Below are 25,100 nucleotides of genomic sequence, written 5' to 3' on the forward strand. Positions count from 1 at the left end.
CCGGACTGGCTACACACCTACAATCACCACCGCGGCCACACCGCACTCACCGGCAAACCACCCGCCAGCCGCGTCCCCAACCTCACAGGGCAATACACCTAGCCCGCGGACAGCGCCGCCAGGACCACCCCGCACCCGACACCACAGCACGCGCGATGCGACGCATCACCCGCCGCCCCAAGACGACAGCACCGAAGAAAACCGCCCGCATCATCCAGGAGACCTACATGCGCTACAAAGTCGTCGTCACCCGCGTCCAGGTCGCCGAACGCCTCATCCGTGCCTCCAGCGAGGAAGACGCCGCCACCAAAGTGCAAGCCGAGTTCGACCGCCCCTACGGCTACTTCGGCTCCTGGAAAACCACCGGCACCGAACTCGATGTCGTCGAAGCCGAACAAACCACCGCCATCCAGCCCGCACCCCTCTCAACACAAGGACCACTGCTACTCAGCCTCAAAGACGCCGCCAAAGCCCTCGGCCTCAGCTACTCAACGCTCTACCAAATGATCAACCACGGCGACCTCGACCACGTACTACTCGGCACCCGCAAATACGTCTCCCGCGAACACCTCGTCGAATTCATCGAACACAACACCCATAAGGGCTACCACCGGGCGCGATAGCCCGAGCCGTACCGCCTCATCACTCGACAGCACCTGGTGCAGACAGCCCATCCAGTTCACGGTGAAGCTTCGCCACCCGGCGGACCGCAGCATCAACCTTCTTCTGCGCACGGTCACGATCCTGCACCGCCTTCTCCAACTCCCTCGACAACCGTCCCTGCTCAGCACGCCACCGCACCTCACTGGCCGGCAGCTTCTCCGTCATGACGACACCCCGAGTCCGATCACACTCAACGCATGTAGCGGTGCTGCCCGTCCATGAGCAATGCGACCGATGCTGTGTTCTCTCCACGACATGACCGCACGTGAACGTCAACCGCCACGTGTCCAGATCCTCCGGGCGGGGCGGCGACAGACGTCGAAGAAACGCCACGACTTCCTGGCGATGACGGTCGGTCATCGGCAACGGAGGACAGCAGTAGCCACAGTGCGTCACCCGCGACCCCTGCACGCCCCACCGGTGCGCATCACAGCCACCGTGTCGACGCCGATACTCCACGTCCGCCGCCTCATACTCCGCACGTTCCTCGGCACTCATCCCCAGCAGCGGCCCCCAGTCACCCAACCCATCACTGATCGCCAAACCGCACCCACGGCACGCGACACCAGCCTCGACCTCCTCGAGACTCAAGCGCATACCATTCACCGCCCACTCACGGTGCCGCTCCTCGAAACGCACAGCATCCTGCTCAGCACGCAACGCATCACGACGACGCCGCTGCATCGCACGCCGTGCCTTCTCCTCATCAGACAGCTTGGCCATGACTCCCTCAACAAACAGCGGCAGCAACGGGGCGCACCGTACGCCCAACACAGACACCAACCAGCCGCCCGACAGACCCCTTCGACGAACGTCACCCGATCAGGCTCGACGACGACACCGTGCCAGTCGTCACACCGCAACCCGAGACGAACCGTTAGGCGCTGCGACGCCGAACCATCGATTCGACGTCGCAGCTGCCCCCACCCACAACCCCCCGTCCTTGGGCCATCCACGGGCCAGTAGCAGGGGCCAACAGCGGGCTCCTACGGGCCTCACAGTCCCAAATAATCCCAGCTCAGAGCCACATTCCCGCATGATCAACCTAATTCCCAAGCTGAATACGCGGGTTCGATTCCCGTCATCCGCTCCATAGCATTTTCCGCACTTCACGAGGGTGTGCTTTCCGTCTTGGAAAGCACACCCTTGTTTTTGCTGTCGTAGGTCTGCCGATGTCCGCCTCACGTTCCTTGACCGAACGGCGTCGGCCAGCCCGTCACCGAGTCGCGGCCACTACTCGGCGGGGTAAGCCATGCAACCGTGCGCGACCGGTTCGCGCGGTAAGCGTCTTTCCTCCATTGCGGTAGGCGGCTATCCGCCAGCGCGGCATCCGCCGAAGCGTTGTCGCCCCGCAAGTCCTCGTCAACCGGCCATCCAGGATTTCGAACAGCTTCGGCAGGCTACAACGAGCACTTCGCGAGGTCGCTTGAATGGCTTGTGCCGTCGGCCCAGCGGGCCGACGGGCACGCCCCGATCAGGTCGTGAAGATCGTCGTCACCTGATGGTCTTCGGCGGTTCAGGCGGGTCGACCATACTGTGGGCGCCAACCCTTTTCCCTGATCAGGAGGTCGCCGCGTGCGAGAGCTGTCCGAGCTGCTGGAGATCGCGCGGAGTGCGGTGGGGATCGGCGACCGGCTCATGACCACGGCCGAGCGCGGTGAGGTGCACGAGAAGGGCGATCGCGACTTCGTCACGGATCTGGACGTGCGGGTGCAGAAGGAGATCCGGGCCTACCTGGAGGGCGCCACGCCGGACATCGACTTCCTCGGCGAGGAGGAGGGCGGCGGCACGCTCGACGAGTCCGCCGAGTACGTGTGGGTGCTCGATCCGATCGACGGCACGTCCAACTTCGCGCACGGGCTGCCGCTGTGCGCGTGCCAGCTCGCGCTCGTGCACCGGGGTGAGCCGGTGCTCGGGGTGATCGCGGCGCCGTTCCTCGGCAAGCGCTACCACGCGGCGAAGGGGCTCGGCGCGTTCTGCGACGGCGAGCCGATCCGGGTCCGCGACAACACCGATCTGAAGCGCGCGATCTTCTCGCTCGGCGACTTCGGGATCGGCTCGGCGTCCGCCGCGAAGAACGAACTGCGGTTCGGGATCCTGCGTTCGCTCGCCGACAACGTGGAGCGCGTGCGCATGTTCGGCTCGGCCGCGCTGGATCTCGCGTTCGTCGCCGAGGGCCGCACCGACGGCTGCATCGTGCTCGGCAACAAGCCGTGGGACACCGCGCCCGGGGTCGTGCTGGTGCGCGAGGCGGGCGGCACGGTGATCGACCGGACGGGCGCGGCGCACACCTTCGGCTCGGCGGAAACCGTTGCGGGCGGGGCGGAACTCGTCGGCCTGCCGGACTTCCGCGAGCGCACCGGGCTCGGCTGAACCAGCCCGCGGCGTCCAGCCGGAACCCGTCCTCCGGACCATCGCACGCAGCACGTCTTCGAGATCGCGCCCGCGTTTTCGCTCCGGGTGTCGCCGCCCGGCCAGTCGGCGTGCGGCTGGCCGAGCAGCGAACGAAACCCACCGGACAGCGCCAGGCACACCGCGCGACTGACCGAGCTGGACGCCGGTCCGGCGATCATCTGGGGTGGGAAGAACGCCGACAAGGCCGTCCGTGCGGCAGAAGGTCAGACCTCAGTACCAACCAGAACCGGTCCTCGAACACCTAGGCTTCGGTCATGTTCTCCGGCGCGCACGTCATCATCCACAGCCGCGACGCGGAAGCCGACCGGGCCTTCTTCCGCGACGTGCTGCACTACCCGCACGTCGACGCGGGTCACGGCTGGCTGATCTTCAAGCTGCCACCGGCCGAGATCGCGGTGCACCCGGCGGAGGAGCCGCAGCACGAGTTCTACTTCATGTGCGACGACGTCGAAGCGGCGGTGGCCGAGCTGACCGCCAAGGGGGTCGAGTTCACGCACCCGGTCACCGACGCGCGGTGGGGGCGGCTGACCCGGTTCCGGTTGCCGGGCGGCGGCGAGGTCGGCATGTATGAACCGCGCCACGAGCGCGCGACCGAACTCTGAAATCTACTGTGGACGGTCGTCGACCTCCGGTGAGGCGAAGCGGTCGCCGAGGCGGATGAGCCTGGCACCAAGGCTTTCGGCCAACGAAACCGCGTAGTCGCCGATCCGGACCGCGGCCTGGTCCGAAAAGCGGGCGGTGAAGCACGCCGCCTGCTGGGCCAGGTCGTCGGTGCGGCCGGCGGCCCACTCGGCGGCGTTGTCCAGCCGGCCGGCCAGCCTGCCGCTGTGCCTGGCGACGTGGTCGCGCAGGTACTCCTCCGCCAACCCGGTGAGTGTCGGCACGGCGTTCGCTCCTTTCACAGCATTCCGGCCCGGCGCCAGATCGCGACGCTGGGGCCGCCGATCAGATCCGCTTCCCGCAGGAACCGCACGAGCCGCCCGGCGGCCTCGGTCAGCACCTCGCGCCGATGCGGGTTGTTCCGCGCGGCCTTCGCCGCCTCGCGCGGCGGCAGGCCCGCTCGCGCGTACGCTTCACGCCTGGTCAGCAGGGTGGACAGGAGCAGCGCCCCGATCGCGACGACGTGCCTGCTGAACTCCTTCTCCACCCGGTTCGCCCGCTGCAGCCGGCGGACCAGGTCTTCCCGCGCGTAGCGGACGTGGCGCGCTTCCTCGGTCACGTGGATCCGCATCACGGCGCGCACGAGCGGCTGGATGGACTCGTCGTGCAGGTGGTCGCGCTGGATCGCGTCGAAGATCTCTTCCCCGATCAGCGTCGCCACCCACATCGGCGCGCCGCGCAGGATCAGCGGCAGCGCGTGCGCGGGCCCCTGCAGCAGCGGATGGTTGCGGTACGGGCGTTCGCCGACGCGCTCGATCAACATCGCGAACATGGTGGAATGGCGGCATTCGTCCGCGGTTTCGGTGAGCGCGTACTGGACGTGCCGCGTGGTCGGGTCCTTGCGGTAGGACATCCGCAGCAGCAGCTGCATCAGGATGATCTCGAACCAGATCCCCACGCTGACCGTGTTCACCAGTTCCTGTTTGGACAGTTCGACGCGCTGCTCGTGCGACATCCGCGCCCAGATCCGCGTGCCGTAGAGCGACACCGTGCGTTCCGGGATGAACAGCTTGCCCTCGGCGAGCGGCGCGTCCCAGTCGACGTCGACTTCGGGGTCGTAGGAGAGCTTCGCGCTGGAGCGCAGCAAGCGCTCCGCGGTCGTCTCCCGGTCACCGATCTTCGGCATGGCACCTCCTGAGGCGGTTGTCACACAGGAAAACGCATGTAACAACTTTAGTCAAGCTGTAAAGCACGTATGCTTCGATGATGCGCAAGGACGACCTACTCCAACGAGCACTGTCGTCCGCCACGCCCGGCGACGAAAACAGCGACCGCATCCTCGGCGCCGCACTGGCGCAGGCGGAGGACTTCGGGTTGCGGCGGTTCACCGTCGACGACGTCGCGCGCCGGGTCGGGCTCTCGCGGGTGACCATCTACCGGTACTTCCCGAAGAAGGACCAGTTGCTCAACGCGCTGATCATGCGCGAGCTGCGCCGCTTCCTCACCAAGGCCGACGCGGTGATCGCCGCGCAGCCGACCCCGGAGGCCAAGCTCGTCGAGGGCCTGAAGTTCTGCGTGACCTTCCTGCGCAACCACCGCTTGCTGAACCGCCTGCTGCGCACCGAGCCCGAGTTCATCCTGCCGCACCTGACCGTCAAGGCGGGCCCGTTCCTCGGCGCCGCCAGGAACTGGATCGCCGGGCTGATGCGCGCCGAGATCGCGGCCGGTCAGCTCACCCTGCCCGACGAGGACATCGAGGCCGCCGCCGAACTGCTCGCGCGCACGGTGCTCTCGCTCGTCCTCACCCCGGACACGGTCCTCCCGGTCGATTCCGCCGAAGGCCAGCAACGCCTGGCGGACCTCTACTTCACGCCGATCGTGCACACCCTTCGCCCCTGATTCACCTCGGGTTACCCGGCAGGGCCCGGCAAGTGCGCGAAGGGAGAAGAACTTTCCCTTTCTTTACCCTGGCTTTCCCGTCGTCCGCTCGGTCTCGCCCTAGGCTTCACCACAAGATCGTTTGCACTCGGTGAAACTTGAAAAGGGTTGCCATGCCCCAAGAACTGCCCGAACCCGTGGTCGTCAACTACGACGACTCGAAGTCCGAACTCGGTGCGCAGGCGCAGAAGCTCACGCGCCTCATCCACGACGGCGTGATCCCGGGAATCGGCTTCTCGCTCGGCGTCGTCAACGTGGACCCCGGCCATTTCTCCCGCTCCCACACCCACGAGAACTCCGACATCGTCGTGTACATCGTTTCCGGGCACGCGGCGAGCCTCAGCGGGGAGGACCTGCGCCCCCACTTCCACCGGCCGGGAACGGCGTGCTGGATCGGCGCCGGCGTGCCGCACGCCGCGGTCAACCTCAGCACCACCGAACCGGTGCTCGGCGTCGAATTCCGGACGGACCCCGCGTTCAACGACGACGTGCGGACCCGCCCCGACCTGCAGTGGCTGGTCGAGCGGCGCGCGGCCGAGCTGCAGGACGGATGGGCGGACCTGCAGCGGGACACCGCGGTGACGGTGACCGAGCTGCGCGAGGCCTGGGAACGCGCGGTGACCGCGCAGTTCCCCGGCAGGCAACCCGCGAAGACGTTCGCCTGAGCCGCCGCGGCCGCCCCTGAACGCACCCGAAAGGGCACCGAAACTGTCGTACCCCGCTGAGACGATCGACTCGTCGAAGCAAAGGGGGACACATGAGCCGAGAAGCCACGGATAGCGTCCGGGTCCCGGATGAGGACGAAGGCACGCTGACGGCGGACGACCACACCTGGCTGTGGCTGTTCGACGAGCCCGCGCTGGTGTAGCCGCGGAACTCGGGCCGGCGGGAGCGCGCGCCCGGCTACGATCTGACCCCATCCTGGGAGATCGGGGGACAGACCGGTGCCGAGCACCCTGCACGTATCACCGACGGCCCGGCGCGCGTTCGGCACGATCGGCGCCGCGCTCGAGGTGGCGGCCACCCGCCGCGGGCAGGTGCGCGTGGTCGTCGAGCCCGGCGTCTACACCGGGTCGCTGTTCGTCCGCGGCGACGTCGAGATCGTCGCGGCGCAGGGGCCCGGCACCGTGGAGGTCGCCACCTCCGGAGAGGTGGTCACGGCCGACTGCGCGGGCGATGTCCGCCTCACCGGCCTGACGCTCGTGACCAGGGGCGGCACCGCGGTGTTCTGCGGCAGCGGGTCCGTCACGCTCACCACGTGCCGGGTGCTGGGGCAGGGCGGCGTCGGTGTCGACGCGCGGCAGGGGACGAACCTCGTGCTGCAGGGCTGCGAGGTGTACGCGGGACGCGTGGTGTGCCAGGGCGCCTCCGGCACGATCACCGGCTCCTCGTTCACCGACGCGCGTGACAACGCCATCGCCGTCATCGAAGGCGGCAGCGCGCGGGTCAGCGGGTGCACGATCGCCAACGCGTCGCTGCACGGGATCAGGGTGAGCGGGGCGGCGGCCAGCATCGAGAACTGCGACCTCACCGGTACCGGCAGGGACGCCATCGCCGCCGACGCGCACGCCACGGTGTCCATTGTGGACTGCGTGGTGCACGACGTGCACACGGTCGGGATCGGGGTGGCCGAGCAGTCCACCGGCACGATCAGCGGCACCACGGTGACCGGTGCCGAGGACGGCATCGTCGTGGCCAGCGGCGGGTCGCCGACGGTCACCGGCTGCGCGATCGCCGGCTGCCGCGACGCGGGCGTCATCGTCCGGGACCGCGGGCTCGGCCGGTTCACCGGCTGTTCGATCACGGGCACCGGCAACGTGGGCTTCTTCGTCACCGGCAACGGCGCGCCGACGGTGGAGAACCTGCGGATCGGCGACGGCAACGTCGGGCTGGCGCTGTTCGGCGGCCGCGGCCGGTTCACCGGGCTCGACGTGCTCGACCAGACCATCGCGCTCCGGCTGAAGGAACGGTCGGCGGGGCGGTTCGAGCGGATCAGGGTCGAACGCTGCGACATCGGCTTCGAGGCGGAGGAAAGCGAGACCACGGGCGAACTCCGTGACGTGCGGATCACCGGGGCGAGGCTGTGCGGGATCACGGTGGCGGGCAACGCGCGCGTGACGGTCGAGCGCGGGGTCGTCGACGGCGCGCTCGCGGTCGGCATGGCGGGCAACGGCACCGGCAGGCTGACCGTGACCGACTGCGAGGTCACCGGCGCGGGCACCGGCGGCGTCGTGCTGCTCGGCAACACCGCGTTCCTCGCCACCCGGCTCACCGTCAGCGGCAGCGGCGCCGCCGGGGTGCTCGGGAAGGAGTCCGCGCGAGTCGACTGCACGGAGTGCACCTTCACCGGCAACGCGGTCGACCTGAGCCTTGAGGAGACCTGCATCGAACGCTTCGTGGACTGCGCGTTCGACAGCGGCACGGCCACCGAAGAGTCCACAAAGGACACTGTGCCGCCTGGCGAACCCGCGCCGGGCGCCGCGGGTGACCCGCTCACCGAGCTGGACCGGCTGATCGGGCTGGCCCCGGTGAAGAAGCAGGTCCGCACCCAGGTCAACATGATCAAACTCGCGCAGCAGCGCCAGGCGGCCGGGTTGCCGATGCCGCCGCTGAGCAGGCACCTCGTGTTCTCCGGGCCGCCAGGTACCGGCAAGACCACGGTCGCCAGGCTCTACGGCCAGATCCTCGAATCGCTCGGCGTGCTCGCCACCGGCACCGTGCGCGAGGTCGCGCGCAGCCACCTCGTCGGCCAGTTCCTCGGGTCCACCGCGCAGAAGACCCGCGAGGTCTTCGAAAGCGCCAAGGGTGGCGTGCTGTTCATCGACGAGGCGTACACGCTGGCCAGGAAGTTCGGCGTGAACTCCGATTTCGGCCAGGAGGCGATCGACGAGCTGGTGAAGCTGATGGAGGACCACCGCGACGAGGTGGTGGTCATCGTCGCGGGCTACACCGGCGAGATGGAAACCTTCCTCGAAGCGAACCCCGGACTGCGCTCCCGGTTCTCGCGGGTGATCGAGTTTCCCGCCTACAGCACCGAAGAACTGGTCCGGATCATCGAGGTGACGGCCGCGAAGGACCACTACCGGTTCGACGCGGACGTACCGGCCCTGCTGGCGGACCACTTCGCCCGGCACGAGCACGACGGCGAACCCCGCAACGCCCGCGACGCGCGCAGCCTGTTCGAAGCCATGATCGAAAACCAGGCCGAGCGACTGTCCGAATCGGACGATCCGTCGGTCGACCAGCTGATGCTGCTGCTGGCCGAGGACATCCCGCGACCGGGCGGGGCCTAGCCCCGTCCATGCCCTGAAGGCGTCCTTCGGGGACGCCTAAGGAACCGGCTCGGTCAGCCCTCGTCGTGCTCGGCGACGTAGGAGCGGTATCCGAAGTAGACGCTCACCACGATCAGGAAACCGGCGATCATGAAGCCCACGTAGGCGATCGTCTGCAGTGTCGACAAATCACCGCGGATGAGGCCGACCAGCCCGTAGACGAGCATCACCAGCCCGCCGGCGAGGACCAGCCACCACCAGCGCCGCCACATCAGCGCGCGGTCGAACGCCACAAGCACACCCCCTGCTCGACTGAGCGCACCAGGCTACCGGGCGTCGAGCTCCTTGCGCAGCTTGGCGGGGGCCCTGAGCCGCCACGCTTCCTCGATCATCTCCCGTAGCTGATCCTCGTCGACCTGGCCGAGGTCGACGAGGATGTAGCCGTAACCGTCGTAGTGCGAGGTGGTGAAGAAGGCCGGATCGCCCGACGCGAGCAGGGCCTCCTTCTCCTCCATCGCGCACACGAGCGCCAGCCCGCCCTCGGCTTCGGTGCGCAGGCGCGCGAGGACCTTGCCCCCTGCTTTCAGCGACGGCGTCCGGTACGACGTCGATTCCTCGACACCGGGCAGCTTCTTCGCCATCGCCACTACTTCGTCCCAAGTCGGCATGGCCCCAGTGTTCTCCACCGGGGCCATGGCCGTCTTGGCGAAACGGGAACCCGATCAGGGGACGACCGTGATCCGGCCGGCCGGCGGCGGCGCGATCGCGGGGTGCGCGCCGAGGTAGGCGATCAGCGCGTCCAGGTCGACCGGGCCGCCGGCGAGGCCGGTGCCCTTGGTGAACTCGGTGAACCCGTCGCCGCCCGCGGCGAGGAAGTTGTTCACCGACACGCGGTAGCTGCCGCCAGGATCCACCGGCTTGCCGTCGACGGTGATGCCCGAAACCTTCGACCCGGCAGGCGCGGAGGCGGAGTAGGTGTACTTCAGCGTCTTCGAGATCTGCAGCACCTTCGCCCCGCCCGGACCCCACTGCTGCTCCAGCACGTTCTTCAGGTTCGCGCCGGTGAGCGTGATCGTCTGCATGATGTTCGCGAACGGCTGCACGGTGAACGCCTCGCCGTAGGTCACCACGCCGTCGCCCTCGCCGTTCGGCGACGAGGCGTAGGTCAGGTCCGCCCTGATCCCGCCGGGGTTGGTGATCGCGATCCGCGCGTTGTTCGACTCGGTCGCTTCGAGCTGCGCGTCGGCGATGACGTCCCCGAGCGGGGTCTCCCCGGAGGCGGGGCCGCTCTTGAGCAGATCCGCGGTGATCGTGCCGACCTGCTTGTTCGCGATCGGCGCGGCCTTCGCCTTCGCCTCGTCGATGAGCTTCTGCACCGCGGGGTCCGGCGCCACGTCACGGGTGACGATCTCGTTGCGCGCCTTGGATCGCGCGCGCACCACGTCGCGCGTGCGCAGGTCGATCTTGAGGTCCAGCACGGAAAGCAGCCTGCCGAACGAGGCGCCCTGGATCATCGTGCGCGGGTTGCCTGCGGGGTCCTTGACCGTGCAGTCGTACTGCTGGTGGCTGTGCCCGGTGAAGACCGCGTCGACCTTCGGCGTCACCTTCGCGGCGATCTGCGACGCGGGCCCCGGCGCGACCTTGCAGTCGTCCGGCCCGCCGCCTTCGGTGTTGTCACCCTGGTGCAGCAGGACGACCTGCGCCTTCACCCCGAACAGGTCGAGCAGGTCGGCGGTGCGGTTGATCGCCCGCACCTCGTCGCCGAACTCGAGGCCCTTGATCGCCTCGGGCGTGACCACCGTCGGCAGGTCCTTGAGCGTCGCGCCGATGACGCCGATCGGCACGCCGCCGGAGAACTGGACGCTGAACGGAAGCAGCGCGGGCACCCCGCTGGTGAAGGACACGTTGGCCCCGAGGAACGGGAACTTCGCACCGGGGAAGGACTTCCGGAACTGGCAGCCGTCCTTCGGGTGGCAGCCACCGAACTGCATTCGCTGCAGCTCGGCGTATCCCTCGTCGAATTCGTGGTTGCCGACGACGGAGGCCCGCACGCCGAGCTGGTTGAGGAAGTCGATGGTGGGCTCGTCGTGGAAGAGCGCGGAGAGCACCGGCGAGGCGCCGATGTTGTCCCCCGCGGACAGCAGCACCGAGTTGCGGACCTGCTCCCGCAACTGCTTGACGTGCGTCGCGAGGTAGGCGGCGCCGCCCGCGTCGACGGTCGACCCGTCGGACCGGGTCACCCGCCCCGAGGAACCGGACGGCGGTTCGAGGTTGCCGTGCAGGTCGTTGAAGGCGATCAGCCGGACATCGGTGGCGGGGCTCGCGGCCGCGGGCACCGCCGCGAGCGCGACGGTGGCGAGCACGGCCGTGGCGACCGCGCACGAGCGCAGCACGGCACGAATGGACGAGGTCATCTTTTCCCTCCGCTTCGCGCGCCACGATTCCCCCAACGGCGCGCCCGGCGGAGGATCTTGCCCGCTCGCGATGGCGTTTGACCAGGGTCAGGAGGTGGAAGATAGGTAAACGTCATCCGCCACCGGCGCGCTGCCTTCGAGCAGCACCTTCGCGACGAGTTCGGGGGCGTCGCTCATCGGCACGTGCCCGCAGCCGCGCAGGACCAGCAGGTGCGCGTCCGGTGCGACCCGGCGGAGGTCCGCCGCCTTCGGCCTGGCGAGGATGCGGTCGCGCTCGCCCCACGCGATGGTCACCGGCGGGCCGGTGACCGGCCCGAGGAACCGGAACCCGCCCTTGGCCTCGGCGAGCGTCGGCGCGAAACCGGGCGCGTGGCCGAACGCGTGCGCGTCGTCGATGACGGACTCGGGGGACTGGCGCGCCGGTTTCGCCACGATGAACCCGGTGAGCACGCTCCGGCCAGCCGGGGTCGCGGCGAGCCGCCGCACGCGGTCCTCCGGCATCCGCTCCGCGATCGCGCGGTGCGCGCGCAGCATCGCGAGCGCGTACCGCTGCTGGCGCGGCGTCCACAGCCCGGCCGGGGACAGCGCGGTGACGCTGCGGACCAGGCCCGCCTTCCCGAGCGCGAGCGACAGCAGCCCGCCGAGCGAGTTCCCCGCGACGTGCGGCCGGTCGATCCCGAGATCGGCGAAGAGGCGGCCGAACACGTCGATCGCCGCGTCGACGCTGTAGCCGCCTTCGCCCGGCGGCGACTCCCCGAAACCGGGCAGGTCGACGGCGATCACGTCACGGTGTCCGGCGAGCAGCGGCAGCACGGGCGCCCAGGCCTGGCGCCGGTGGCCGACGCCGTGGATGAGCACGAGCGGTTCCCCGCGACCGAGCCGGTCATAGACGACGGTGTCCATGGCCGGAGGGTAACCCGCAAAACTACCCAGCGGTAGATACTGGCGTTATCCGGATCATGCGCTCGCGCCGCCCCCTGCCCGTCGCCTCCCACTCGCCCGTGGCCGTGAAACCAAGCCGCTCGTAGAGGCGCCGCGCGGCGGTGTTGTCCTCCTGGACCTGCAGGGCGAGCACCGGAAACCCGTGCTCTGCCGCGGCCGCCGCGACCGCGTCCACCAGCGCCGCGCCGACCCCGCGCCCGCGTGCCGCCGGGGCCACCCACATCGCCGCCAGAAGCCACTCGTCCGGGCGAGGCAGCCCGGACGCGATGCCGACCGCGCGAGCGTTGTCGAGGGCCAAGAACCACGGCCCGGTACGCAGGCGCGCCCGCCAGTCGGCCTCGGTGAAGTCGACTTCCCGCGCGTAGGAGGAGCTGAACGCCTCGGGCGCTTCGCCGAGCGCGGTCAGCCGGACCTCCCGCAGCCGCTCCCAGTCGTCTTCGGCCACTTCCCGCAGGTCAACCACGGGCAGGCAGCGACAGGACCATCCGTTCGCGGCGCATGCCCGGGATGGTCTCCCACTCGCCGGTCGCGACGAATCCGTGCCGCTCGTAGACGCGGCGGGCGCCCATGTTTGCTTCGGCGACCTGCAGGACGAGCTTCGGCGCCCCGTGCGCGACGGCCTCTTCGGTCACCGCCTTGATCAACTTCGCCGCCACCCCGCGTCCTCGCGCGGCCGGGGCGACCCACATCGAGTGCAAGGTCCACTCGCCGTCGCCCCGTTTGCCCGCCGCGACGCCGAGGGGTTCGCCGCCGGGCCCGTCGGTCGCGAGGAAGTAGGTGCGTTGCGTGAGGCGCCCGCGCCAGTCGGCCTCGCCGAATGCGGCTTCGTCGGCGTAGGTCGACCCGAACGCCGACGGTGCGTCGGCCAGCGTGGCCAGCCGGACCTCGCGCAGGGTGCGCCAATCGGCTTCGGCGAGCCTTCGCAGGTGGACCATGATCGCCAGCGTCACACGGGGCGGTGCGGGGCGCATCCGAATTACCGATCGGCAGCGGTGGCATCGGCCGAATGGCCGACGCGGCGGACCGCACCGCCAGCCCTTCGACCGAAGTGCGCGCGCCGCCGGACTCCTAGCTTCGAAGCATGACAACAGCGCAGGTCACCGCCATCGGATACGGGTTGCTCGCGTTCGTCGCCGTGTGGGCCACGATCGGACTCCCGCAGCTGCTCGTCCAGCGTGCCAAGCACGGGCGGGTCGACCTCGGCCGCGTTGTCAGAACCGGTGCCGTCACGCTGTACTCCTGCCTCGCCGTCGCGGTCGTCATGCTGCCGCTGCCGGGGCCCGGCACGAAGCCGCTGGAGCAGACCATTCAGCTCCAGCCGTTCCAGTGGGTGGCCGACATCGGCACGGAACTGCACAAGTACGGGCTGAGCACGGCGGACTGGTTCACCACGCAGACCTTCCAGCAGGCCGCGATGAACGTGCTGCTGTTCGTGCCGCTCGGGATCTTCGCGAAGCTGTGGTGGCGGCGCGGGTTCACCGGCGCCACGCTGCTCGGCTTCGGCGCGTCGCTGCTGATCGAGATCACGCAGCTGACCGCGAACTTCGGCACCGCGCCGTTCCAGTACCGGATCTTCGACGTGGACGACCTGATGACCAACACGGCGGGCGCGACGCTCGGCTGGACGGCGGCGGCGCTGTTCGCGATCCTGCGTGCGGGGATCGCCAAGGCGGTGGTGGCGAAGGTCGAGACCCCGGTGACCATGCCCGTGCGGCTCCCGGCCCGCCCGTCTCTCGACGCGCTGCGCACGACACCGTTCCCGGTGCCCGCGAGGTCAGCCGTCTACGCGCAGCCTGCCCGGCGCCAGCGGGTCGACTTCTCCCATTCGCGCTAACCGGGCCTTGCGGCGCAGTGCCTCGCGGCGCTGCGCCCTGCGGTCTTCGAGCAGCACGGTCGCGGTCGCGGCGGCGAAGACCAGCAGGACGATGCCGACGATGATCGCCAGTTCCACGCGGCGCCTCCTCCGACCTCGTCGTCTTGTAAGGCAGATCACACAGGGTACGCAGGTCGTGGCGACTTTGACCACCCCCGGCCTGGTTGCCCGTTCGACCACGGTTCGCCACCCCATCGGCCCGAGGTGACACCAGCGGCGCCGCCGGGTGACGACAATCCGGCCACCACGAGCTCACGGAGGCCGCCATTTCCCCGCAGTACTTCACCCCGGACGCAGTGGACGAGCTGGGGAACCCGCACTGGATCAGCGCGCTCGCGACCGGAGACGACCACAACCACGTGGTGCACGCCGTCCGCGACCTCGAACCGGCCGAGGCGCTGGAGCTGCTCGGCGTGGACCGGACGGACATCCGACCGTGCGAGCTGCCGGACCAACCGGCTGAACTCGCCAGGGCCGCCGTGCGGCCGCTGAACCCGTCCGCCGTGCTCATCGCCGGGCGCGCCGGTGACTGGACCTTCGTCTACGACGACTTCGGCGTGACCGGGTGGCTGTCGCACCTCGCTGAACGGCCGCCCCCGGAGGCGGCGAAAGTGTTGTCCGGCAAGGGATCCGCGGCCGCGACGAGTCACGTTTCGATCACCGGCAACACCGGGTTCACCTACGCGACCGGTGGCGAGATCCTGGTCGACGTGTCGGACAAGCCGTTCGAACGAAGCGATCTCCTGGAAGAGCCCCCCGCCGAAATCCGTGCCGCGCTCGACGCCGCCGGAAGTTTCGACATCGAGTACGACGACGGTCTCCCGATGCGCATGATCTGCGCGCTGGCCGGACTGCCGAGGACACTGGACGAACTCCGCCGGATCCCGCTACTGATCGCCCCGCTCGAAAGCTGAGCTCACCAGGGGATGTGCCTCATGGCGACCTCGGTCATGAGTGCTTCCATGAAGGTCTAGGAGTGGGCTCTGCATGCACACAGACCTCGAAACGAGAGTGTGGCCTCTACGAGGCCGAGGGTCATCACGGTGGCCATGGGAAAACGGCCGTGTCCGAGAACTCCAGCTCCGGGAGTGCGCCTCAGCGCGGCGGGAGGACGCAGAATTCGTTGCCTTCCGGGTCGGTGAGCACGACCCACGGGAATTCGGGCTCGTCCGCGATCACCACGGCACCGAGCGCGACGAGCCGGTCGATTTCGTCGTACTGGCCGCCTTCGACGGGAGCAAGGTCCAAGTGGAGCCGGTTCTTCAGCGCCTTCGCATCGGGAACCGGTTGGAACACGAGAACGGGATCGCCGGAGGTCTCCACGTAGGTGACGCCCTCGGCGTCGTCGAAGCGGGTCGAGATCTCCTGCCCGAGCGCACCGCACCAGAACCCCGCGAGCGCTTCCGCGTCGTGGCAGTCGATCGCGATGGCGAGAACCTTGGCCGTCATGCGCCGGGGATACCCGGCGGGGCAGACTGCACACATGGCCACCCGCGCGGCTAAGCCGACCAAGGACCAGCTCGCCGCCGCGCACGGCACCACGATCCCCGACGTGCTCACGCCCGGCCTGCGCGTGCTGTTCTGCGGGATCAACCCCGGGCTGTACTCGGGCGCGGTCGGCCTGCACTTCGCCCGCCCGGGAAACCGGTTCTGGCCCGCGCTGCACGGCGGCGGGTTCACACCCCGCCGGTTCGACCCGAGCGAGCAGGACGCACTGCTGCCGCTCGGGATCGGGATCACGAACGTGGTGGCGAGGGCGACCGCGCGCGCCGACGAACTCTCCGCCGACGAACTGCGCGCGGGCGGGGCAGCGCTCGCGCGCAAGGTCGAGAAGTACCGGCCGGGGTGGCTCGCGGTCGTGGGGATCACCGCGTACCGGGTCGCGTTCGGACGTCCGAAGGCGACGATCGGCCCGCAGCGGGAAACCGTCGGTGGCGCCTCGGTGTGGGTGCTGCCGAACCCCAGCGGGCTCAACGCGCACTGGACACCGGCCGGGCTCGCCGCGGAGTTCGCGCGCCTGAACAGCAACTTGCCCTGACCGCGACCTCACAACCGGGGCATACCCTTAGTATCCGGACTCGCGGTAACAGATACTGGCGGCGCGCACGGTTTCCCACGAACGGGTGAAACACCCACCGAGAGATGCATGGGTGACCGCGCCCACCCCCGTGAGGGGGATATCGCGTCACGAAGACGCTCACGGCGACTCGGAAAAGTCAACAAGGTGTCATTCCTGGACTGGTCCTGACAGGGGGGACCGGTTCGCCGTGTGAAAGGTCTTGGGGGCGGTGCTTCGGGGGAGGCAGCGACAGCTCGACACGGCAGCCAGGGTGACTTGCTGAGACGGAGTGCCCCATGACGCGCAGCATCGAGCCGAACCGGCCGCACCATCCCGGCAGAAGCCTCGGGGTGGCCTCCATCGATCCCGTGCCCCTCTTCCGCGACGGGCTGTCGGCGCTGGTCCACCGCACGCAGGGCCTGCACTGGGCCGGGCACGCCGCGTCGCACCACAGCGCGCTCCAGCTCGCCGAACAGGTGCGCCCCGACGTCGCGCTGATCGACTCCGGGCTCGACCCGCAGTGCCACCTGACGAAACTGCTCGCCGCGGGCGACCCGGCGCTGCTGATCATCGTGCTGGTGCGCCAGTCGAACCGCACCGCGCACTACCTCACGGCCGCGATCGGCGCCGGCGCGCACGCGGCCATCCCCCGCGAAGCCGAAGCGCGCCGGCTCGCCGAGGCCATCCGGCGGGCCTACACCGACCGCCGCTACATCGACCCGGCGCTGTCCGCCCTCATCGCGCGCCCGAAGCGGCAGTCACCGGACGGCGCGAACCCGAAGGCGCAGATGCCGCTGTCCCGCCGCGAGTACCAGGTGCTGCAGCTCGTCGCGGAGGGACTGGAGAACTCCGCGATCGCGAAGATCCTCTACCTGTCCGTGGAAACCGTCCGCACGCACGTGAAGAGCATTCTGCGAAAACTGTCCGCGCGTGATCGCACGCACGCGGTGACCACGGCGTTCCGGAGTGGAATCCTCGTCACGCAGCCCGATGACGCGGTCGGCGTGCCGAGGGAAACGCAGTTCACGAAGGCCGTCGGAACCGCCGATACCCCTACAGTGTGATAGGTCTCACCGATATCGCGGCGATCCACCCAGAAGAAGCGTGGTTTCCCTTGCCGTCGGTTACTCACAGGTAATATCCTGAAGTTACCGGCCAGTAAGGGAAGCGTGCCCAGCCGGAAACCCGAGTACAGACGGAGCGACGACATGGGCCACTACAAGAGCAACGTCCGAGACCTGGAGTTCAACCTCTTCGAGGTGCTCGGCGTCCAGGACCGCCTCGGCAAGGGCGTGCTGGAGGAGTCCGACGAGGAGACCGCCCGTGGCGTGCTCTCGGAGCTGAACAACCTCGCCGTCGGCCCGCTGGCCGACTCGTTCGCCGACGCGGACCGCAACCCGCCGGTGTACGACCCCAAGACCTTCTCGGCCACGCTGCCCGAGTCGTTCAAGAAGAGCTACCAGGCGCTCTGGGACGGCGAGTGGTGGCGGCTCGGCCTGCCGAACCACCTCGGCGGCTTCGGCCTTCCCCCCACGGTCCAGTGGGCCGCGTCCGAGCTCATCCTCGGCGCCAACCCGCCGCTGTTCATGTACCTGGCCGGCCCGAACTTCGCGATGATCGTCGACAAGAACGGCACCGACGAGCAGCAGCGCTGGGCGCAGCTGATGATCGACCGCGGCTGGGGCGCCACCATGGTGCTGACCGAGCCGGACGCGGGCTCCGACGTCGGCGCCGGGCGCACCAAGGCGGTCAAGCAGGAGGACGGCTCCTGGCACATCGACGGCGTGAAGCGGTTCATCACCTCCGCCGACCAGGACCTGACCGAGAACATCATGCACCTGGTGCTGGCCCGTCCCGAGGGCCCCGGCATCGAGACCAGGCCGGGCACCAAGGGCCTTTCGCTGTTCCTGGTGCCGAAGTTCCACTTCGACACCAGCACCGGCGAGCTCGGCGAGCGCAACGGCGCCTTCGTGACCAACGTCGAGCACAAGATGGGCATCAAGGCCTCGACGACCTGCGAGCTGACCTTCGGCCAGCACGGCACGCCCGCGAAGGGCTGGCTGCTCGGCGAGGTGCACAACGGCATCGCCCAGATGTTCCAGGTGATCGAGTACGCGCGGATGATGGTCGGCACCAAGGCCATCGCGACGCTGTCCACCGGCTACCTGAACGCGCTCGAGTACGCCAAGGAGCGCGTGCAGGGCGCCGACCTGCCGAACATGCTCAACAAGACCGCGCCGCGCGTCACCATCACGCACCACCCGGACGTGCGCCGTTCGCTGATGCTGCAGAAGGCGTACGCGGAGGGCCTGCGCGCGATCTACCTGTACACGGCGTCGTTCCAGGACCAGGTGTGGACCCAGGAGGGCGACGAGGCGTCGATCAAGCTCGCGGAGGCCGTGAACGACCTGCTGCTGCCGGTCGTGAAGGGCGTCGGCTCCGAGCGCGCCACCGAGCAGCTCGTGCAGTCGCTGCAGACGCTCGGCGGGTCCGGGTTCCTGCAGGACTACCCGATCGAGCAGTACATCCGCGACGCGAAGATCGACTCGCTGTACGAGGGCACCACGGCGATCCAGTCGCTGGACTTCTTCTTCCGGAAGATCGTCCGCGACAAGGGCCAGGCGCTCGCGCACGTGGCGGGTGAGATCAGCGCCTTCATCGAGGCGGAGGCAGGCAACGGGCGGCTCAAGAACGAGCGCGCGCTGCTCAAGCAGGCGCTCGAGGACACCCAGGGCATGCTGGGCTCGATGATCGGCGACCTGACCGCGTCGCAGGAGGACCCGCGGAACATCGACAAGGTCGGGCAGCACAGCGTCCGGCTGCTGATGTCGGTCGGCGACCTGCTCGTCGGCTGGCAGCTGCTCAAGCAGGCCGAGATCGCGATCGCGAAGCTCGACGGCACGCCGTCGGCGAAGGACAAGCCGTTCTACGAAGGCAAGATCGCCGTCGCGTCGTTCTTCGCGAAGACCGTGCTGCCGGAGCTGACCTCCCGCCGCGCGATCGTCGAAGCGGCCGACAACGACCTGATGGACGTGTCCGAAGCGGCCTTCTGACCCAGCGGAGAATCCCCCGTGCGGCCACCGCGCGGGGGATTTTTCACGTCCGGGGTGAATCCGGGGTGAAACAGCGTTTGGCGATCTCCGGTTCCGGCCATTACCCCTGTGCACCATCCACCGCACAGAGGAGAAAATGCCCATGACCGTCACCGGAGTGATCACCGCGATCGTGGTCGGCCTGATCCTCGGCGTGCTGGGCCGGCTCTTCGCACCCGGCAAGCAGGGCATCCCGATCTGGCTCACCATCGTCGTCGGCATCGCGGCCGCCTTCATCGGCACCGCGATCGCGCGTGGGCTCGGGTACGCCGACACCAAGGGCTTCGACTGGCTGGAACTGATCACCCAGATCGTGATCGCCGCGATCGGCGTCAGCCTCGCGGCCGGTCTCTACGGCAGGCGCGGCGTCAGCCGATAGGGGTCCCCCGAACGCGGGTTCCGACGCGCGATGTCCGGTTCGCGATGGGACCCTTCGCCCAGCACAGGGCGAAAGGAGAAACAAAATGCTTGGTGGACTGTGGGGCATCATCACGACCGTGGTCGTGGGCCTCATCCTCGGTGTCATCGGCCGGTTCCTCGCCCCTGGCGAGCAGAAGATCCCGATGTGGCTGACGATCGTGGTCGGCATCGTGGCCGCGTTCATCGGCAACTGGCTCGCCGGGGTGTTCGGTGTGCGCGACACACCGGGCATCGACTGGATCCGGCACGCGTTCCAGGTCGTGGCCGCGATCATCGGCGTGATCGCGGCGGCGGGGATCTACGCGAAGGTCAAGGGCGGCCAAGTCGCCTCGAAGTCGTAGCCGGCGCGGAAAGGGCCCGCCGCATCGTGAATGCGGCGGGCCTTTTCGCGGCCGGGGTCAGACGCGCACCGCGCCGCAAGCGATCGCGACGTAGGCGCGCTGCGGCGCGCGGTAGAGCACCTCGGCCCAGCGGTTGTCGTTGACCTGCGCGCCCTTCGGCCCGACGCACGAGTACTTCCCGCCCACCACGAACGGCCCGCACGGGTCCTTGGCGTCGGCGTGCGCGCAGGTGGTGTAGTTGTCACAGCTCAGGGTCGTCAGGTTGGCCGAGGTGACCTCGGAGCCAGCCCGCACGTTCAACCGGCAGGCGTTGTCCGCGTTGGCGTGCACGAGCCCCTTCGGCGGCTCGTCGGCCCCGGCCGCGGCACCGCCCGCGAGCATGATCGCGGCCGCACCCGCGGCCACCGCGAACACCCTGACCGGCAAAGCACTTCTCGGCGACACCAAACCTCCATTGTGGACTGAGACGAATCCTGGACACTACTGACCGTAGCCGAATGTGGTCACGGAGCGAAGGGGGTCGCCGGGCCCCGACCGGGTGATCGTGGCGGCTGGGGTCGATGCCCATGAGAAATCAGCGAGCTGCCCGAACTCACCGAGTACCTCTACCTCAGCGACAACCAGGATCCAGACCCTGCCCGCGAGGATCGGCGCTCTGCGGTCGATGCGGGAACTGCATTTGCGGGGGAACCGGATCACGCGCCCGCCCTCGGCCTCGGGCTCGCTCGCGGAACTGCGCCAGCTCGATCTGCGCGACAACGGGCTCATCGAACTTCCGCCATCGCTGCTCGAACTATCCCCATTGGACAACCTGGATCTGCGGTGGAACAAGCACCTCCGGTTGCCTTCGTGGCTGCCAGCATGTGCGAGATCCCGTGCCGGGACAGCGCGGGTCAGGCGCAGATGACCAGGGGGCGGGGCTGGTAGGTCACCGCGGTGGTTTCGCGCCGCACTTCGGCACCGGAGGCGATATCGCGCAGGATGCGGGTGTCCGAGGTGCTGAACCCGGCCTTCCCCTCGTTCGGGACGCAGCCGGGGCCGGAGCCCGGCTGGATCGGGGGTGGCGCGAGGTTCGACCGGTCACCGGTGGAACTGTCCACTGTGTACCGTTTGGTGCTCCAGATCTTGACGGTCACGGTGGCGCCGGTGGCCGAAGCCTGGATCGCGACACCGGACGGCGAGTCGTTCGTGAACTTCAGGTCGGCCGCGGAACCGCTGTCGGAGAAGGAAGTCGCGTCGCGGCCGGGCGGGTAGCGGTCGAGATAGGTCGAGTGCGCGGTGTGCCCGGCGTCGCCGAGCCCGGCGAAGTAGACGGCGTTGTAGAGCGTGCTCGTGAGCTGTGAGATACCGCCTGCCGCGACCTGCGGGCCGGTGCCGTCCTCGTTCATCGGCGCGGTGTCGTAACCGCTTCGCGCGCCGAGGTGCGCGTTGAGGCTGAAGGTCTCACCCGGTTTCAGCACGACACCGTTGACGGCCGCCGCCGCGGCGCGGACGTTCCCCGCGACCTCGGGGGAGAAGCCGCCGGTGGTGAACTGCCCGACCACTTCCCTGACCCCGAGCGCGTTCACCGCGTCCGTGCTCAGGTTCGGCTTCTTCGTCTGGTAGGCGACCTTGAGATCGCGGGACTCCGGCAGCGTCAACACCCCCATGAACGGCTTGAAGGTGGTGAGCCAGTCGATCTTGCGGCCGTCCTGCGACGGCTGCACGGTCGGCACGTCGGCGACGAACACGAGGCTCGCGTCCTTGCCGTCCTGCTCGGTGCTGGCCAGCTCCGGCTGGAGGCCCTGCTGCAGCTTCGACTGGTCGACGCGGACTTCGAGATCACCGTTGTCGAGCGGGGCGAACCGGAACGAGCTCGCGATCGCGTCCGGTTTGAGCGCCACGTCCTTGCCATCGCCGTGCACCGTGATCGGCTTCGCGACCGCCGGGTTCACGATCTGCTCCAGCGCCTTGTGCACGCCGGCCGAACTGGCCTTCACCGGGGTCGCGGCGACCGGCACCTGCACCCCGCCGCGGTCGAGCCAGTGCTGGTGGACGAGATCGGCGGCCGCGTTCGTGTCCCCGACCGACTGGCCCTGCCGCGGTTCGACGGCGCGCGCGGTGACCCCGCCGTCGCTGCCGGGGACCGGGTCGAACCCGATACCGCCTTCGGCGGGCGGGTGGTCGAGCTGGGTGCGCGTCAGTTCGGCGACCGAGGACGCGAGGACCTTGTCGTCCGTCCTCGTCTCGACCCCGACCTCGCGCTTGGTGAAGAAGGACATGATCCGCGTGACCGGGCTCAGCGGCTGGTGTCCCGCCTTTTCCAGCGTCGTGGGCCAGTCGAGCCCGAGCCCGGAGTTCTTCGGGTCGAGCTTGGTCTCGACGTCACCGGCCCTGACCAGCACGGGCTGGGTCAGCCTCGGCTCCAGCTCCCGCCGCAGCTTCGACTCGGCGTCCTTCTGGCTGAGGCCGCCGACGTCGATCCCGGCGACGGTGACGCCGCGCGGCACGTCGCCCGCGCTGAACATGAGGTCGCCGACGTAGAGCAGGACGAACACCGTGAGCCCGACCCCGGTGATCATCATCGCCTTGCCGAGCCCGTGCCGGAACCGGCTGGCCGGCGTATCCGGTTCGGGGGCCACGTGCTCGCCGTCGAGCAGCTCCCCGGCCAGTTCGGAGTCGTAGTCGTCGTAGGCGTCGGCGCCCGCGGGCTCGATGACCTGGGGAGCGGGAAATGCCTCGGTGTCACCGGCGGCGGGCAGCCCTCCGGTGGTCTCACCGGAGTCGGTATCCCAAACCGGCCAGTGGTGCTCGTCGGCCACCCGTCCCCTCCACGGTCGCTTCGGCTACAAGTAAAGCCCCGTACCCTGCTCGGTGCGCTCGGTGGCGATCGCGTGAATGTCGCGCTCCCGCATCACCAGATACCCGTCCCCCTGTATCTCCACTTCGAGCTGGTCCTCCGGGTTGAACAGCACCCGGTCGGATACTTTCACGTTGCGCACATTATTGCCCACACCCAGTACATCGCCCCAGGACAGCCGACGGGCCACCTGGGCCGTCGCGGGGATGACGATGCCGCCCGTGCTGCGGCGTTCGCCGTCCTCGTCGGCCAGTTTGACCAGCACCCGGTCGTGCAGCATCTGGATCTCGAGCTTGGTCACGGGGGCCGGCACGCGGCTGGTTTCGGACACGCACGGAATGCTACTTACCCGCTGGAAGCGCGAAGGGCACGCGTACTTCACCCGGGTGGGGTACGTCTTGACCGGTCATGCCCCCGCGAGGATGAGTTCGAGGGTGCGCTCGGCGCCCGCTGCCACCCGGACGGGTAAGCCCCAGTCCTGGCGGGTTACCCGGCACACCGGGTGCTCGGCGCCGTCATCGCAGCTCGCGGCCTGCGCGACGACCTGGAGCACGCCGTCGGTGATGCCGTCGGCGAGGCGGATCCGCCTGGTCAGCTCGGTGCCGACGCCCGCACCGGAGAGCAGGAGCTCCGGCGGGGAAGCGCTGATCTCCAGCCTGGTCGACGGGCCGTAGCGATCGTCGAGCTTCTCGCCGGGCGGCGGGGAGAAGACCACCGAGAAGTCGAGGTCACCCGGCGCGAGGACGGCCGGCGGGCGGCGCACCTCGTGGGCGCCGCCGTCGACGTGTTCGCCTGCCGCGGCCGGGATGCGGACCAGGCGGTGCGCGGCGGACTCGACCACGATCAGCTCGTCTCCGTCGACCAGCAGGCCCGACGGCTCGGCGAGTCCGCTCGCGAGCGTCGAGACCGTCTTCGCCTCGGGGTCGTAGCGGCGGATCGCGCCGTTGTAGGTGTCCGCGATCGCGATCGAGGCGTCCGGCAGCACGGCCACGCCGAGCGGGTGCTGCAGGAGCGCGTCCCCGGCGGCGCCGTCGCGGTGCCCGAAGGAGAAGAGGTCGGTGCCGACCGCGGTGTGCACGGTCCGGCCGGCGTCCACCCAGCGCAGCGCGGAGGTCTCGGGATCGGCGAGCCACAGCCGGTCGCCGTCGACCGCGAACCCGGAGGTCTGGGCGAAGAACGCTTCCTGCGCGGGCCCGTCGCGCAGGCCCTCCACCGTGGTGCCCGCGAACCGCGACACCTCGCCCGTGACGGGGTCGAACAGGCCGAGCGTGTGGTTGCCCGCCATCGCGACGACGATGCCGCCCGCAGGCTCCCACCACGCCACGTCCCACGGGCTGGACAGCGCGATGCCGAGTGCCTTGCCGTCCGTCTCGCCGTTCATCCACTGGGCGCCGGTCCCGGCGACCGTCGTGACCTCACCGGTGTCGAGGTCCAGCCCGCGCAGGAGATGACCGGCCGTGTCGGCGACGACGGCGTGGTACCCGGCCTTCGCGGCGACCTCGGACGGCAAGAGCGCGATGCCGGACGGCTCGGTGAAGCGGGGCTGCTTCCCGTCGGCGTGGCCGGGTTCGCCGGTGCCGAAGCGGCGCAGGACCGTCTCTCCGTCGGCCGCGAGTTCGGCGATCGAATGGTGCGCGGTGTCGGCGACGAGCAGGGTGCCCCGGTCAGTCCTAACGGCCTTGCTCGGGAACTTGAGGTCGCCGTCCCGCTCGTCGCCCGGCACGTACGGGCTTCCGCCGCGCCGCAGCGTGCCCTTCGCTTCGTGCTCGGCGACGAGTTCGGTGATGACGCGGCGCAGTGCTTCCGCGTGGCCCTCGCCCGCCGCCGTGTGCACGACGTAGCCCTCGGGGTCGACGATCACCAGCGTCGGCCACGCGCGCACGGCGTACTGGGACCAGGTGGTCAGGTCCGGGTCGTTCAGCACCGGGTGGTGCACGCCGTAGCGGCTCACCGCCGCCTCGACCGCGGCCCGCTCGCCCTCGTGGAGGAACTTCGGCGAGTGCACCCCGATCGTCACGAGGACGTCGGCGAACTCCGCCTCCAGCGGCCGGAGTTCGCTGAGCACGTGGAGGCAGTTGACGCAGCCCGAGGTCCAGAAGTCGAGCAGGGTGATGCGGCCGCGCAGGCCGGCCAGCCGGATGCGCTCGCCGCCGGTGTTGAACCAGTGGTCACCGGTGAGCTCGGGTGCGCGGACGCGGGCCCGGTTTCGTGGAGCAGTCACATCCCGAGTCA

29 protein-coding genes and 1 pseudogene are annotated in these 25,100 nt (G+C 69.3%); 15 read left to right on the forward strand and 15 right to left on the reverse strand.

Annotated features, from left to right (window positions below; genetic code table 11):
• Together ABD256_RS23335 and ABD256_RS23340 are read left to right on the forward strand one after the other, a co-directional pair.
• Positions 1 to 102: pseudogene (locus ABD256_RS23335) on the forward strand (IS481 family transposase); the annotation flags it as partial.
• Between the two features lie 53 nt (positions 103 to 155).
• Positions 156 to 623, forward strand: coding sequence for a helix-turn-helix domain-containing protein (locus tag ABD256_RS23340; RefSeq protein WP_344422588.1), 468 nt, complete (start codon positions 156 to 158; stop codon positions 621 to 623).
• Positions 624 to 642: 19 nt separating this feature from the next.
• On the opposite strand, the gene ABD256_RS23345 is transcribed toward ABD256_RS23340, so the two are convergent.
• Positions 643 to 1,386 carry a hypothetical protein gene (locus ABD256_RS23345; protein ID WP_344422590.1) on the reverse strand — a complete coding sequence of 248 codons (744 nt, stop codon included), beginning with the start codon at positions 1,384 to 1,386 and terminating at the stop codon, positions 643 to 645.
• An 852-nt stretch (positions 1,387 to 2,238) separates the two neighbouring features.
• Between ABD256_RS23345 and ABD256_RS23350 the strand changes: the two genes are divergently transcribed.
• Positions 2,239 to 3,036, forward strand: a complete 798-nt coding sequence (locus tag ABD256_RS23350; protein WP_344422592.1) for an inositol monophosphatase family protein — start codon at positions 2,239 to 2,241, stop codon at positions 3,034 to 3,036.
• A gap of 296 nt (positions 3,037 to 3,332) precedes the next feature.
• A complete protein-coding gene (locus ABD256_RS23355) occupies positions 3,333 to 3,680 on the forward strand; it encodes a VOC family protein (protein WP_344422594.1) in 348 nt (115 codons plus the stop codon).
• A gap of 3 nt (positions 3,681 to 3,683) precedes the next feature.
• Here the strand turns inward: ABD256_RS23355 and ABD256_RS23360 are convergent, their stop codons facing one another.
• Both ABD256_RS23360 and ABD256_RS23365 read right to left on the reverse strand, forming a co-directional pair.
• Entirely contained in the window at positions 3,684 to 3,962 is a 279-nt protein-coding gene (locus tag ABD256_RS23360) for a hypothetical protein (RefSeq protein WP_344422597.1), read from the reverse strand.
• 14 nt (positions 3,963 to 3,976) lie between these two features.
• On the reverse strand, positions 3,977 to 4,864 hold the full coding sequence (locus ABD256_RS23365) for an AurF N-oxygenase family protein (RefSeq protein WP_344422601.1): 888 nt from the start codon (positions 4,862 to 4,864) through the stop codon (positions 3,977 to 3,979).
• Between the two features lie 80 nt (positions 4,865 to 4,944).
• Here ABD256_RS23365 and ABD256_RS23370 point away from each other — a divergent pair, with 80 nt between their 5' ends.
• From ABD256_RS23370 to ABD256_RS23380, 3 genes are all read left to right on the forward strand, one after another.
• Positions 4,945 to 5,577 carry a TetR/AcrR family transcriptional regulator gene (locus ABD256_RS23370; protein ID WP_344422604.1) on the forward strand — a complete coding sequence of 211 codons (633 nt, stop codon included), beginning with the start codon at positions 4,945 to 4,947 and terminating at the stop codon, positions 5,575 to 5,577.
• Between the two features lie 152 nt (positions 5,578 to 5,729).
• Positions 5,730 to 6,281, forward strand: coding sequence for a cupin domain-containing protein (locus ABD256_RS23375; RefSeq protein WP_344422607.1), 552 nt, complete (start codon positions 5,730 to 5,732; stop codon positions 6,279 to 6,281).
• A gap of 279 nt (positions 6,282 to 6,560) precedes the next feature.
• Complete coding sequence (locus tag ABD256_RS23380; RefSeq protein ID WP_344422610.1) at positions 6,561 to 8,909, forward strand: right-handed parallel beta-helix repeat-containing protein; 2,349 nt, start codon at positions 6,561 to 6,563, stop codon at positions 8,907 to 8,909.
• A gap of 53 nt (positions 8,910 to 8,962) precedes the next feature.
• On the opposite strand, the gene ABD256_RS23385 is transcribed toward ABD256_RS23380, so the two are convergent.
• From ABD256_RS23385 to ABD256_RS23410, 6 genes are all read right to left on the reverse strand, one after another.
• Positions 8,963 to 9,181, reverse strand: a complete 219-nt coding sequence (locus tag ABD256_RS23385; protein WP_344422613.1) for a hypothetical protein — start codon at positions 9,179 to 9,181, stop codon at positions 8,963 to 8,965.
• Positions 9,182 to 9,214: 33 nt separating this feature from the next.
• Complete coding sequence (locus ABD256_RS23390; protein ID WP_344422615.1) at positions 9,215 to 9,556, reverse strand: MmcQ/YjbR family DNA-binding protein; 342 nt, start codon at positions 9,554 to 9,556, stop codon at positions 9,215 to 9,217.
• A 54-nt stretch (positions 9,557 to 9,610) separates the two neighbouring features.
• Positions 9,611 to 11,302 (reverse strand): bifunctional metallophosphatase/5'-nucleotidase, encoded by a 1,692-nt coding sequence (locus ABD256_RS23395; protein ID WP_344422618.1) that lies wholly within the window; start codon positions 11,300 to 11,302, stop codon positions 9,611 to 9,613.
• 87 nt (positions 11,303 to 11,389) lie between these two features.
• Positions 11,390 to 12,205, reverse strand: a complete 816-nt coding sequence (locus tag ABD256_RS23400; protein WP_344422621.1) for an alpha/beta fold hydrolase — start codon at positions 12,203 to 12,205, stop codon at positions 11,390 to 11,392.
• Positions 12,206 to 12,227: 22 nt separating this feature from the next.
• Complete coding sequence (locus tag ABD256_RS23405) at positions 12,228 to 12,707, reverse strand: GNAT family N-acetyltransferase (RefSeq protein WP_344422624.1); 480 nt, start codon at positions 12,705 to 12,707, stop codon at positions 12,228 to 12,230.
• Complete coding sequence (locus tag ABD256_RS23410; protein WP_344422627.1) at positions 12,700 to 13,179, reverse strand: GNAT family N-acetyltransferase; 480 nt, start codon at positions 13,177 to 13,179, stop codon at positions 12,700 to 12,702. Before ABD256_RS23410 ends, ABD256_RS23405 begins: the two co-directional genes overlap by 8 nt.
• A gap of 146 nt (positions 13,180 to 13,325) precedes the next feature.
• On the opposite strand from ABD256_RS23410, the gene ABD256_RS23415 reads away from it, so the two are divergent.
• Positions 13,326 to 14,078 carry a VanZ family protein gene (locus ABD256_RS23415; protein WP_344422630.1) on the forward strand — a complete coding sequence of 251 codons (753 nt, stop codon included), beginning with the start codon at positions 13,326 to 13,328 and terminating at the stop codon, positions 14,076 to 14,078.
• Here the strand turns inward: ABD256_RS23415 and ABD256_RS23420 are convergent.
• Positions 14,019 to 14,195 (reverse strand): hypothetical protein, encoded by a 177-nt coding sequence (locus tag ABD256_RS23420; protein ID WP_344422633.1) that lies wholly within the window; start codon positions 14,193 to 14,195, stop codon positions 14,019 to 14,021. The genes ABD256_RS23415 and ABD256_RS23420 overlap by 60 nt on opposite strands.
• 218 nt (positions 14,196 to 14,413) lie before the next feature.
• Here ABD256_RS23420 and ABD256_RS23425 point away from each other — a divergent pair, with 218 nt between their 5' ends.
• A complete protein-coding gene (locus ABD256_RS23425) occupies positions 14,414 to 15,031 on the forward strand; it encodes a hypothetical protein (protein WP_344422636.1) in 618 nt (205 codons plus the stop codon).
• Between the two features lie 181 nt (positions 15,032 to 15,212).
• Here ABD256_RS23425 and ABD256_RS23430 read toward each other — a convergent pair whose 3' ends face one another.
• Positions 15,213 to 15,566: a VOC family protein gene (locus ABD256_RS23430; RefSeq protein ID WP_344422639.1), complete on the reverse strand. Its 354-nt coding sequence runs from the start codon at positions 15,564 to 15,566 to the stop codon at positions 15,213 to 15,215.
• A 34-nt stretch (positions 15,567 to 15,600) separates the two neighbouring features.
• Here ABD256_RS23430 and mug point away from each other — a divergent pair, with 34 nt between their 5' ends.
• The 5 genes from mug to ABD256_RS23455 all read left to right on the forward strand — a co-directional run bounded on the left by mug (position 15,601) and on the right by ABD256_RS23455 (position 20,029).
• Positions 15,601 to 16,155: a G/U mismatch-specific DNA glycosylase gene (mug, locus tag ABD256_RS23435; protein WP_344422642.1), complete on the forward strand. Its 555-nt coding sequence runs from the start codon at positions 15,601 to 15,603 to the stop codon at positions 16,153 to 16,155.
• Between the two features lie 317 nt (positions 16,156 to 16,472).
• Positions 16,473 to 17,240: a response regulator transcription factor gene (locus ABD256_RS23440; protein WP_344422645.1), complete on the forward strand. Its 768-nt coding sequence runs from the start codon at positions 16,473 to 16,475 to the stop codon at positions 17,238 to 17,240.
• A 144-nt stretch (positions 17,241 to 17,384) separates the two neighbouring features.
• Positions 17,385 to 19,229, forward strand: coding sequence for an acyl-CoA dehydrogenase (locus tag ABD256_RS23445; RefSeq protein WP_344422648.1), 1,845 nt, complete (start codon positions 17,385 to 17,387; stop codon positions 19,227 to 19,229).
• A 142-nt stretch (positions 19,230 to 19,371) separates the two neighbouring features.
• Positions 19,372 to 19,647, forward strand: coding sequence for a GlsB/YeaQ/YmgE family stress response membrane protein (locus ABD256_RS23450; protein WP_344422651.1), 276 nt, complete (start codon positions 19,372 to 19,374; stop codon positions 19,645 to 19,647).
• Between the two features lie 85 nt (positions 19,648 to 19,732).
• Positions 19,733 to 20,029: a GlsB/YeaQ/YmgE family stress response membrane protein gene (locus ABD256_RS23455; protein WP_344422653.1), complete on the forward strand. Its 297-nt coding sequence runs from the start codon at positions 19,733 to 19,735 to the stop codon at positions 20,027 to 20,029.
• 57 nt (positions 20,030 to 20,086) lie between these two features.
• Here the strand turns inward: ABD256_RS23455 and ABD256_RS23460 are convergent, their stop codons facing one another.
• Complete coding sequence (locus ABD256_RS23460; protein WP_344422656.1) at positions 20,087 to 20,473, reverse strand: hypothetical protein; 387 nt, start codon at positions 20,471 to 20,473, stop codon at positions 20,087 to 20,089.
• A 220-nt stretch (positions 20,474 to 20,693) separates the two neighbouring features.
• Between ABD256_RS23460 and ABD256_RS23465 the strand changes: the two genes are divergently transcribed.
• On the forward strand, positions 20,694 to 20,936 hold the full coding sequence (locus ABD256_RS23465) for a hypothetical protein (RefSeq protein ID WP_344422659.1): 243 nt from the start codon (positions 20,694 to 20,696) through the stop codon (positions 20,934 to 20,936).
• Here the strand turns inward: ABD256_RS23465 and ABD256_RS23470 are convergent.
• From ABD256_RS23470 to ABD256_RS23480, 3 genes are all read right to left on the reverse strand, one after another.
• Positions 20,923 to 22,830 carry a VanW family protein gene (locus ABD256_RS23470; protein ID WP_344422662.1) on the reverse strand — a complete coding sequence of 636 codons (1,908 nt, stop codon included), beginning with the start codon at positions 22,828 to 22,830 and terminating at the stop codon, positions 20,923 to 20,925. The two genes, ABD256_RS23465 and ABD256_RS23470, sit on opposite strands and share 14 nt — an antisense overlap.
• A gap of 24 nt (positions 22,831 to 22,854) precedes the next feature.
• Positions 22,855 to 23,148 carry a GroES family chaperonin gene (locus ABD256_RS23475; RefSeq protein WP_344423054.1) on the reverse strand — a complete coding sequence of 98 codons (294 nt, stop codon included), beginning with the start codon at positions 23,146 to 23,148 and terminating at the stop codon, positions 22,855 to 22,857.
• A 126-nt stretch (positions 23,149 to 23,274) separates the two neighbouring features.
• On the reverse strand, positions 23,275 to 25,089 hold the full coding sequence (locus ABD256_RS23480; protein ID WP_344422665.1) for an NHL domain-containing thioredoxin family protein: 1,815 nt from the start codon (positions 25,087 to 25,089) through the stop codon (positions 23,275 to 23,277).
• Between the last annotated feature and the right edge of the window lie 11 nt (positions 25,090 to 25,100).

The organism is Amycolatopsis minnesotensis (genome assembly GCF_039529815.1).
Classification (GTDB): Bacteria; Actinomycetota; Actinomycetes; order Mycobacteriales; family Pseudonocardiaceae; genus Amycolatopsis; species Amycolatopsis minnesotensis.

What these genes read in the sequence shown, in the direction of transcription:
- ABD256_RS23340 (WP_344422588.1), top strand. Translation starts at nt 156, where the DNA reads ATGCGACGCATCACCCGCCGCCCCAAGACGACAGCACCGAAGAAAACC.
- ABD256_RS23345 (WP_344422590.1), bottom strand. Translation starts at nt 1,386, where the DNA reads ATGGCCAAGCTGTCTGATGAGGAGAAGGCACGGCGTGCGATGCAGCGG.
- ABD256_RS23355 (WP_344422594.1), top strand. Translation starts at nt 3,333, where the DNA reads ATGTTCTCCGGCGCGCACGTCATCATCCACAGCCGCGACGCGGAAGCC.
- ABD256_RS23365 (WP_344422601.1), bottom strand. Translation starts at nt 4,864, where the DNA reads ATGCCGAAGATCGGTGACCGGGAGACGACCGCGGAGCGCTTGCTGCGC.
- ABD256_RS23370 (WP_344422604.1), top strand. Translation starts at nt 4,945, where the DNA reads ATGCGCAAGGACGACCTACTCCAACGAGCACTGTCGTCCGCCACGCCC.
- ABD256_RS23375 (WP_344422607.1), top strand. Translation starts at nt 5,730, where the DNA reads ATGCCCCAAGAACTGCCCGAACCCGTGGTCGTCAACTACGACGACTCG.
- ABD256_RS23390 (WP_344422615.1), bottom strand. Translation starts at nt 9,556, where the DNA reads ATGCCGACTTGGGACGAAGTAGTGGCGATGGCGAAGAAGCTGCCCGGT.
- ABD256_RS23395 (WP_344422618.1), bottom strand. Translation starts at nt 11,302, where the DNA reads ATGACCTCGTCCATTCGTGCCGTGCTGCGCTCGTGCGCGGTCGCCACG.
- ABD256_RS23400 (WP_344422621.1), bottom strand. Translation starts at nt 12,205, where the DNA reads ATGGACACCGTCGTCTATGACCGGCTCGGTCGCGGGGAACCGCTCGTG.
- ABD256_RS23410 (WP_344422627.1), bottom strand. Translation starts at nt 13,179, where the DNA reads ATGGTCCACCTGCGAAGGCTCGCCGAAGCCGATTGGCGCACCCTGCGC.
- ABD256_RS23415 (WP_344422630.1), top strand. Translation starts at nt 13,326, where the DNA reads ATGACAACAGCGCAGGTCACCGCCATCGGATACGGGTTGCTCGCGTTC.
- ABD256_RS23430 (WP_344422639.1), bottom strand. Translation starts at nt 15,566, where the DNA reads ATGACGGCCAAGGTTCTCGCCATCGCGATCGACTGCCACGACGCGGAA.
- mug (WP_344422642.1), top strand. Translation starts at nt 15,601, where the DNA reads ATGGCCACCCGCGCGGCTAAGCCGACCAAGGACCAGCTCGCCGCCGCG.
- ABD256_RS23440 (WP_344422645.1), top strand. Translation starts at nt 16,473, where the DNA reads ATGACGCGCAGCATCGAGCCGAACCGGCCGCACCATCCCGGCAGAAGC.
- ABD256_RS23445 (WP_344422648.1), top strand. Translation starts at nt 17,385, where the DNA reads ATGGGCCACTACAAGAGCAACGTCCGAGACCTGGAGTTCAACCTCTTC.
- ABD256_RS23450 (WP_344422651.1), top strand. Translation starts at nt 19,372, where the DNA reads ATGACCGTCACCGGAGTGATCACCGCGATCGTGGTCGGCCTGATCCTC.
- ABD256_RS23455 (WP_344422653.1), top strand. Translation starts at nt 19,733, where the DNA reads ATGCTTGGTGGACTGTGGGGCATCATCACGACCGTGGTCGTGGGCCTC.
- ABD256_RS23465 (WP_344422659.1), top strand. Translation starts at nt 20,694, where the DNA reads ATGCGGGAACTGCATTTGCGGGGGAACCGGATCACGCGCCCGCCCTCG.
- ABD256_RS23475 (WP_344423054.1), bottom strand. Translation starts at nt 23,148, where the DNA reads ATGCTGCACGACCGGGTGCTGGTCAAACTGGCCGACGAGGACGGCGAA.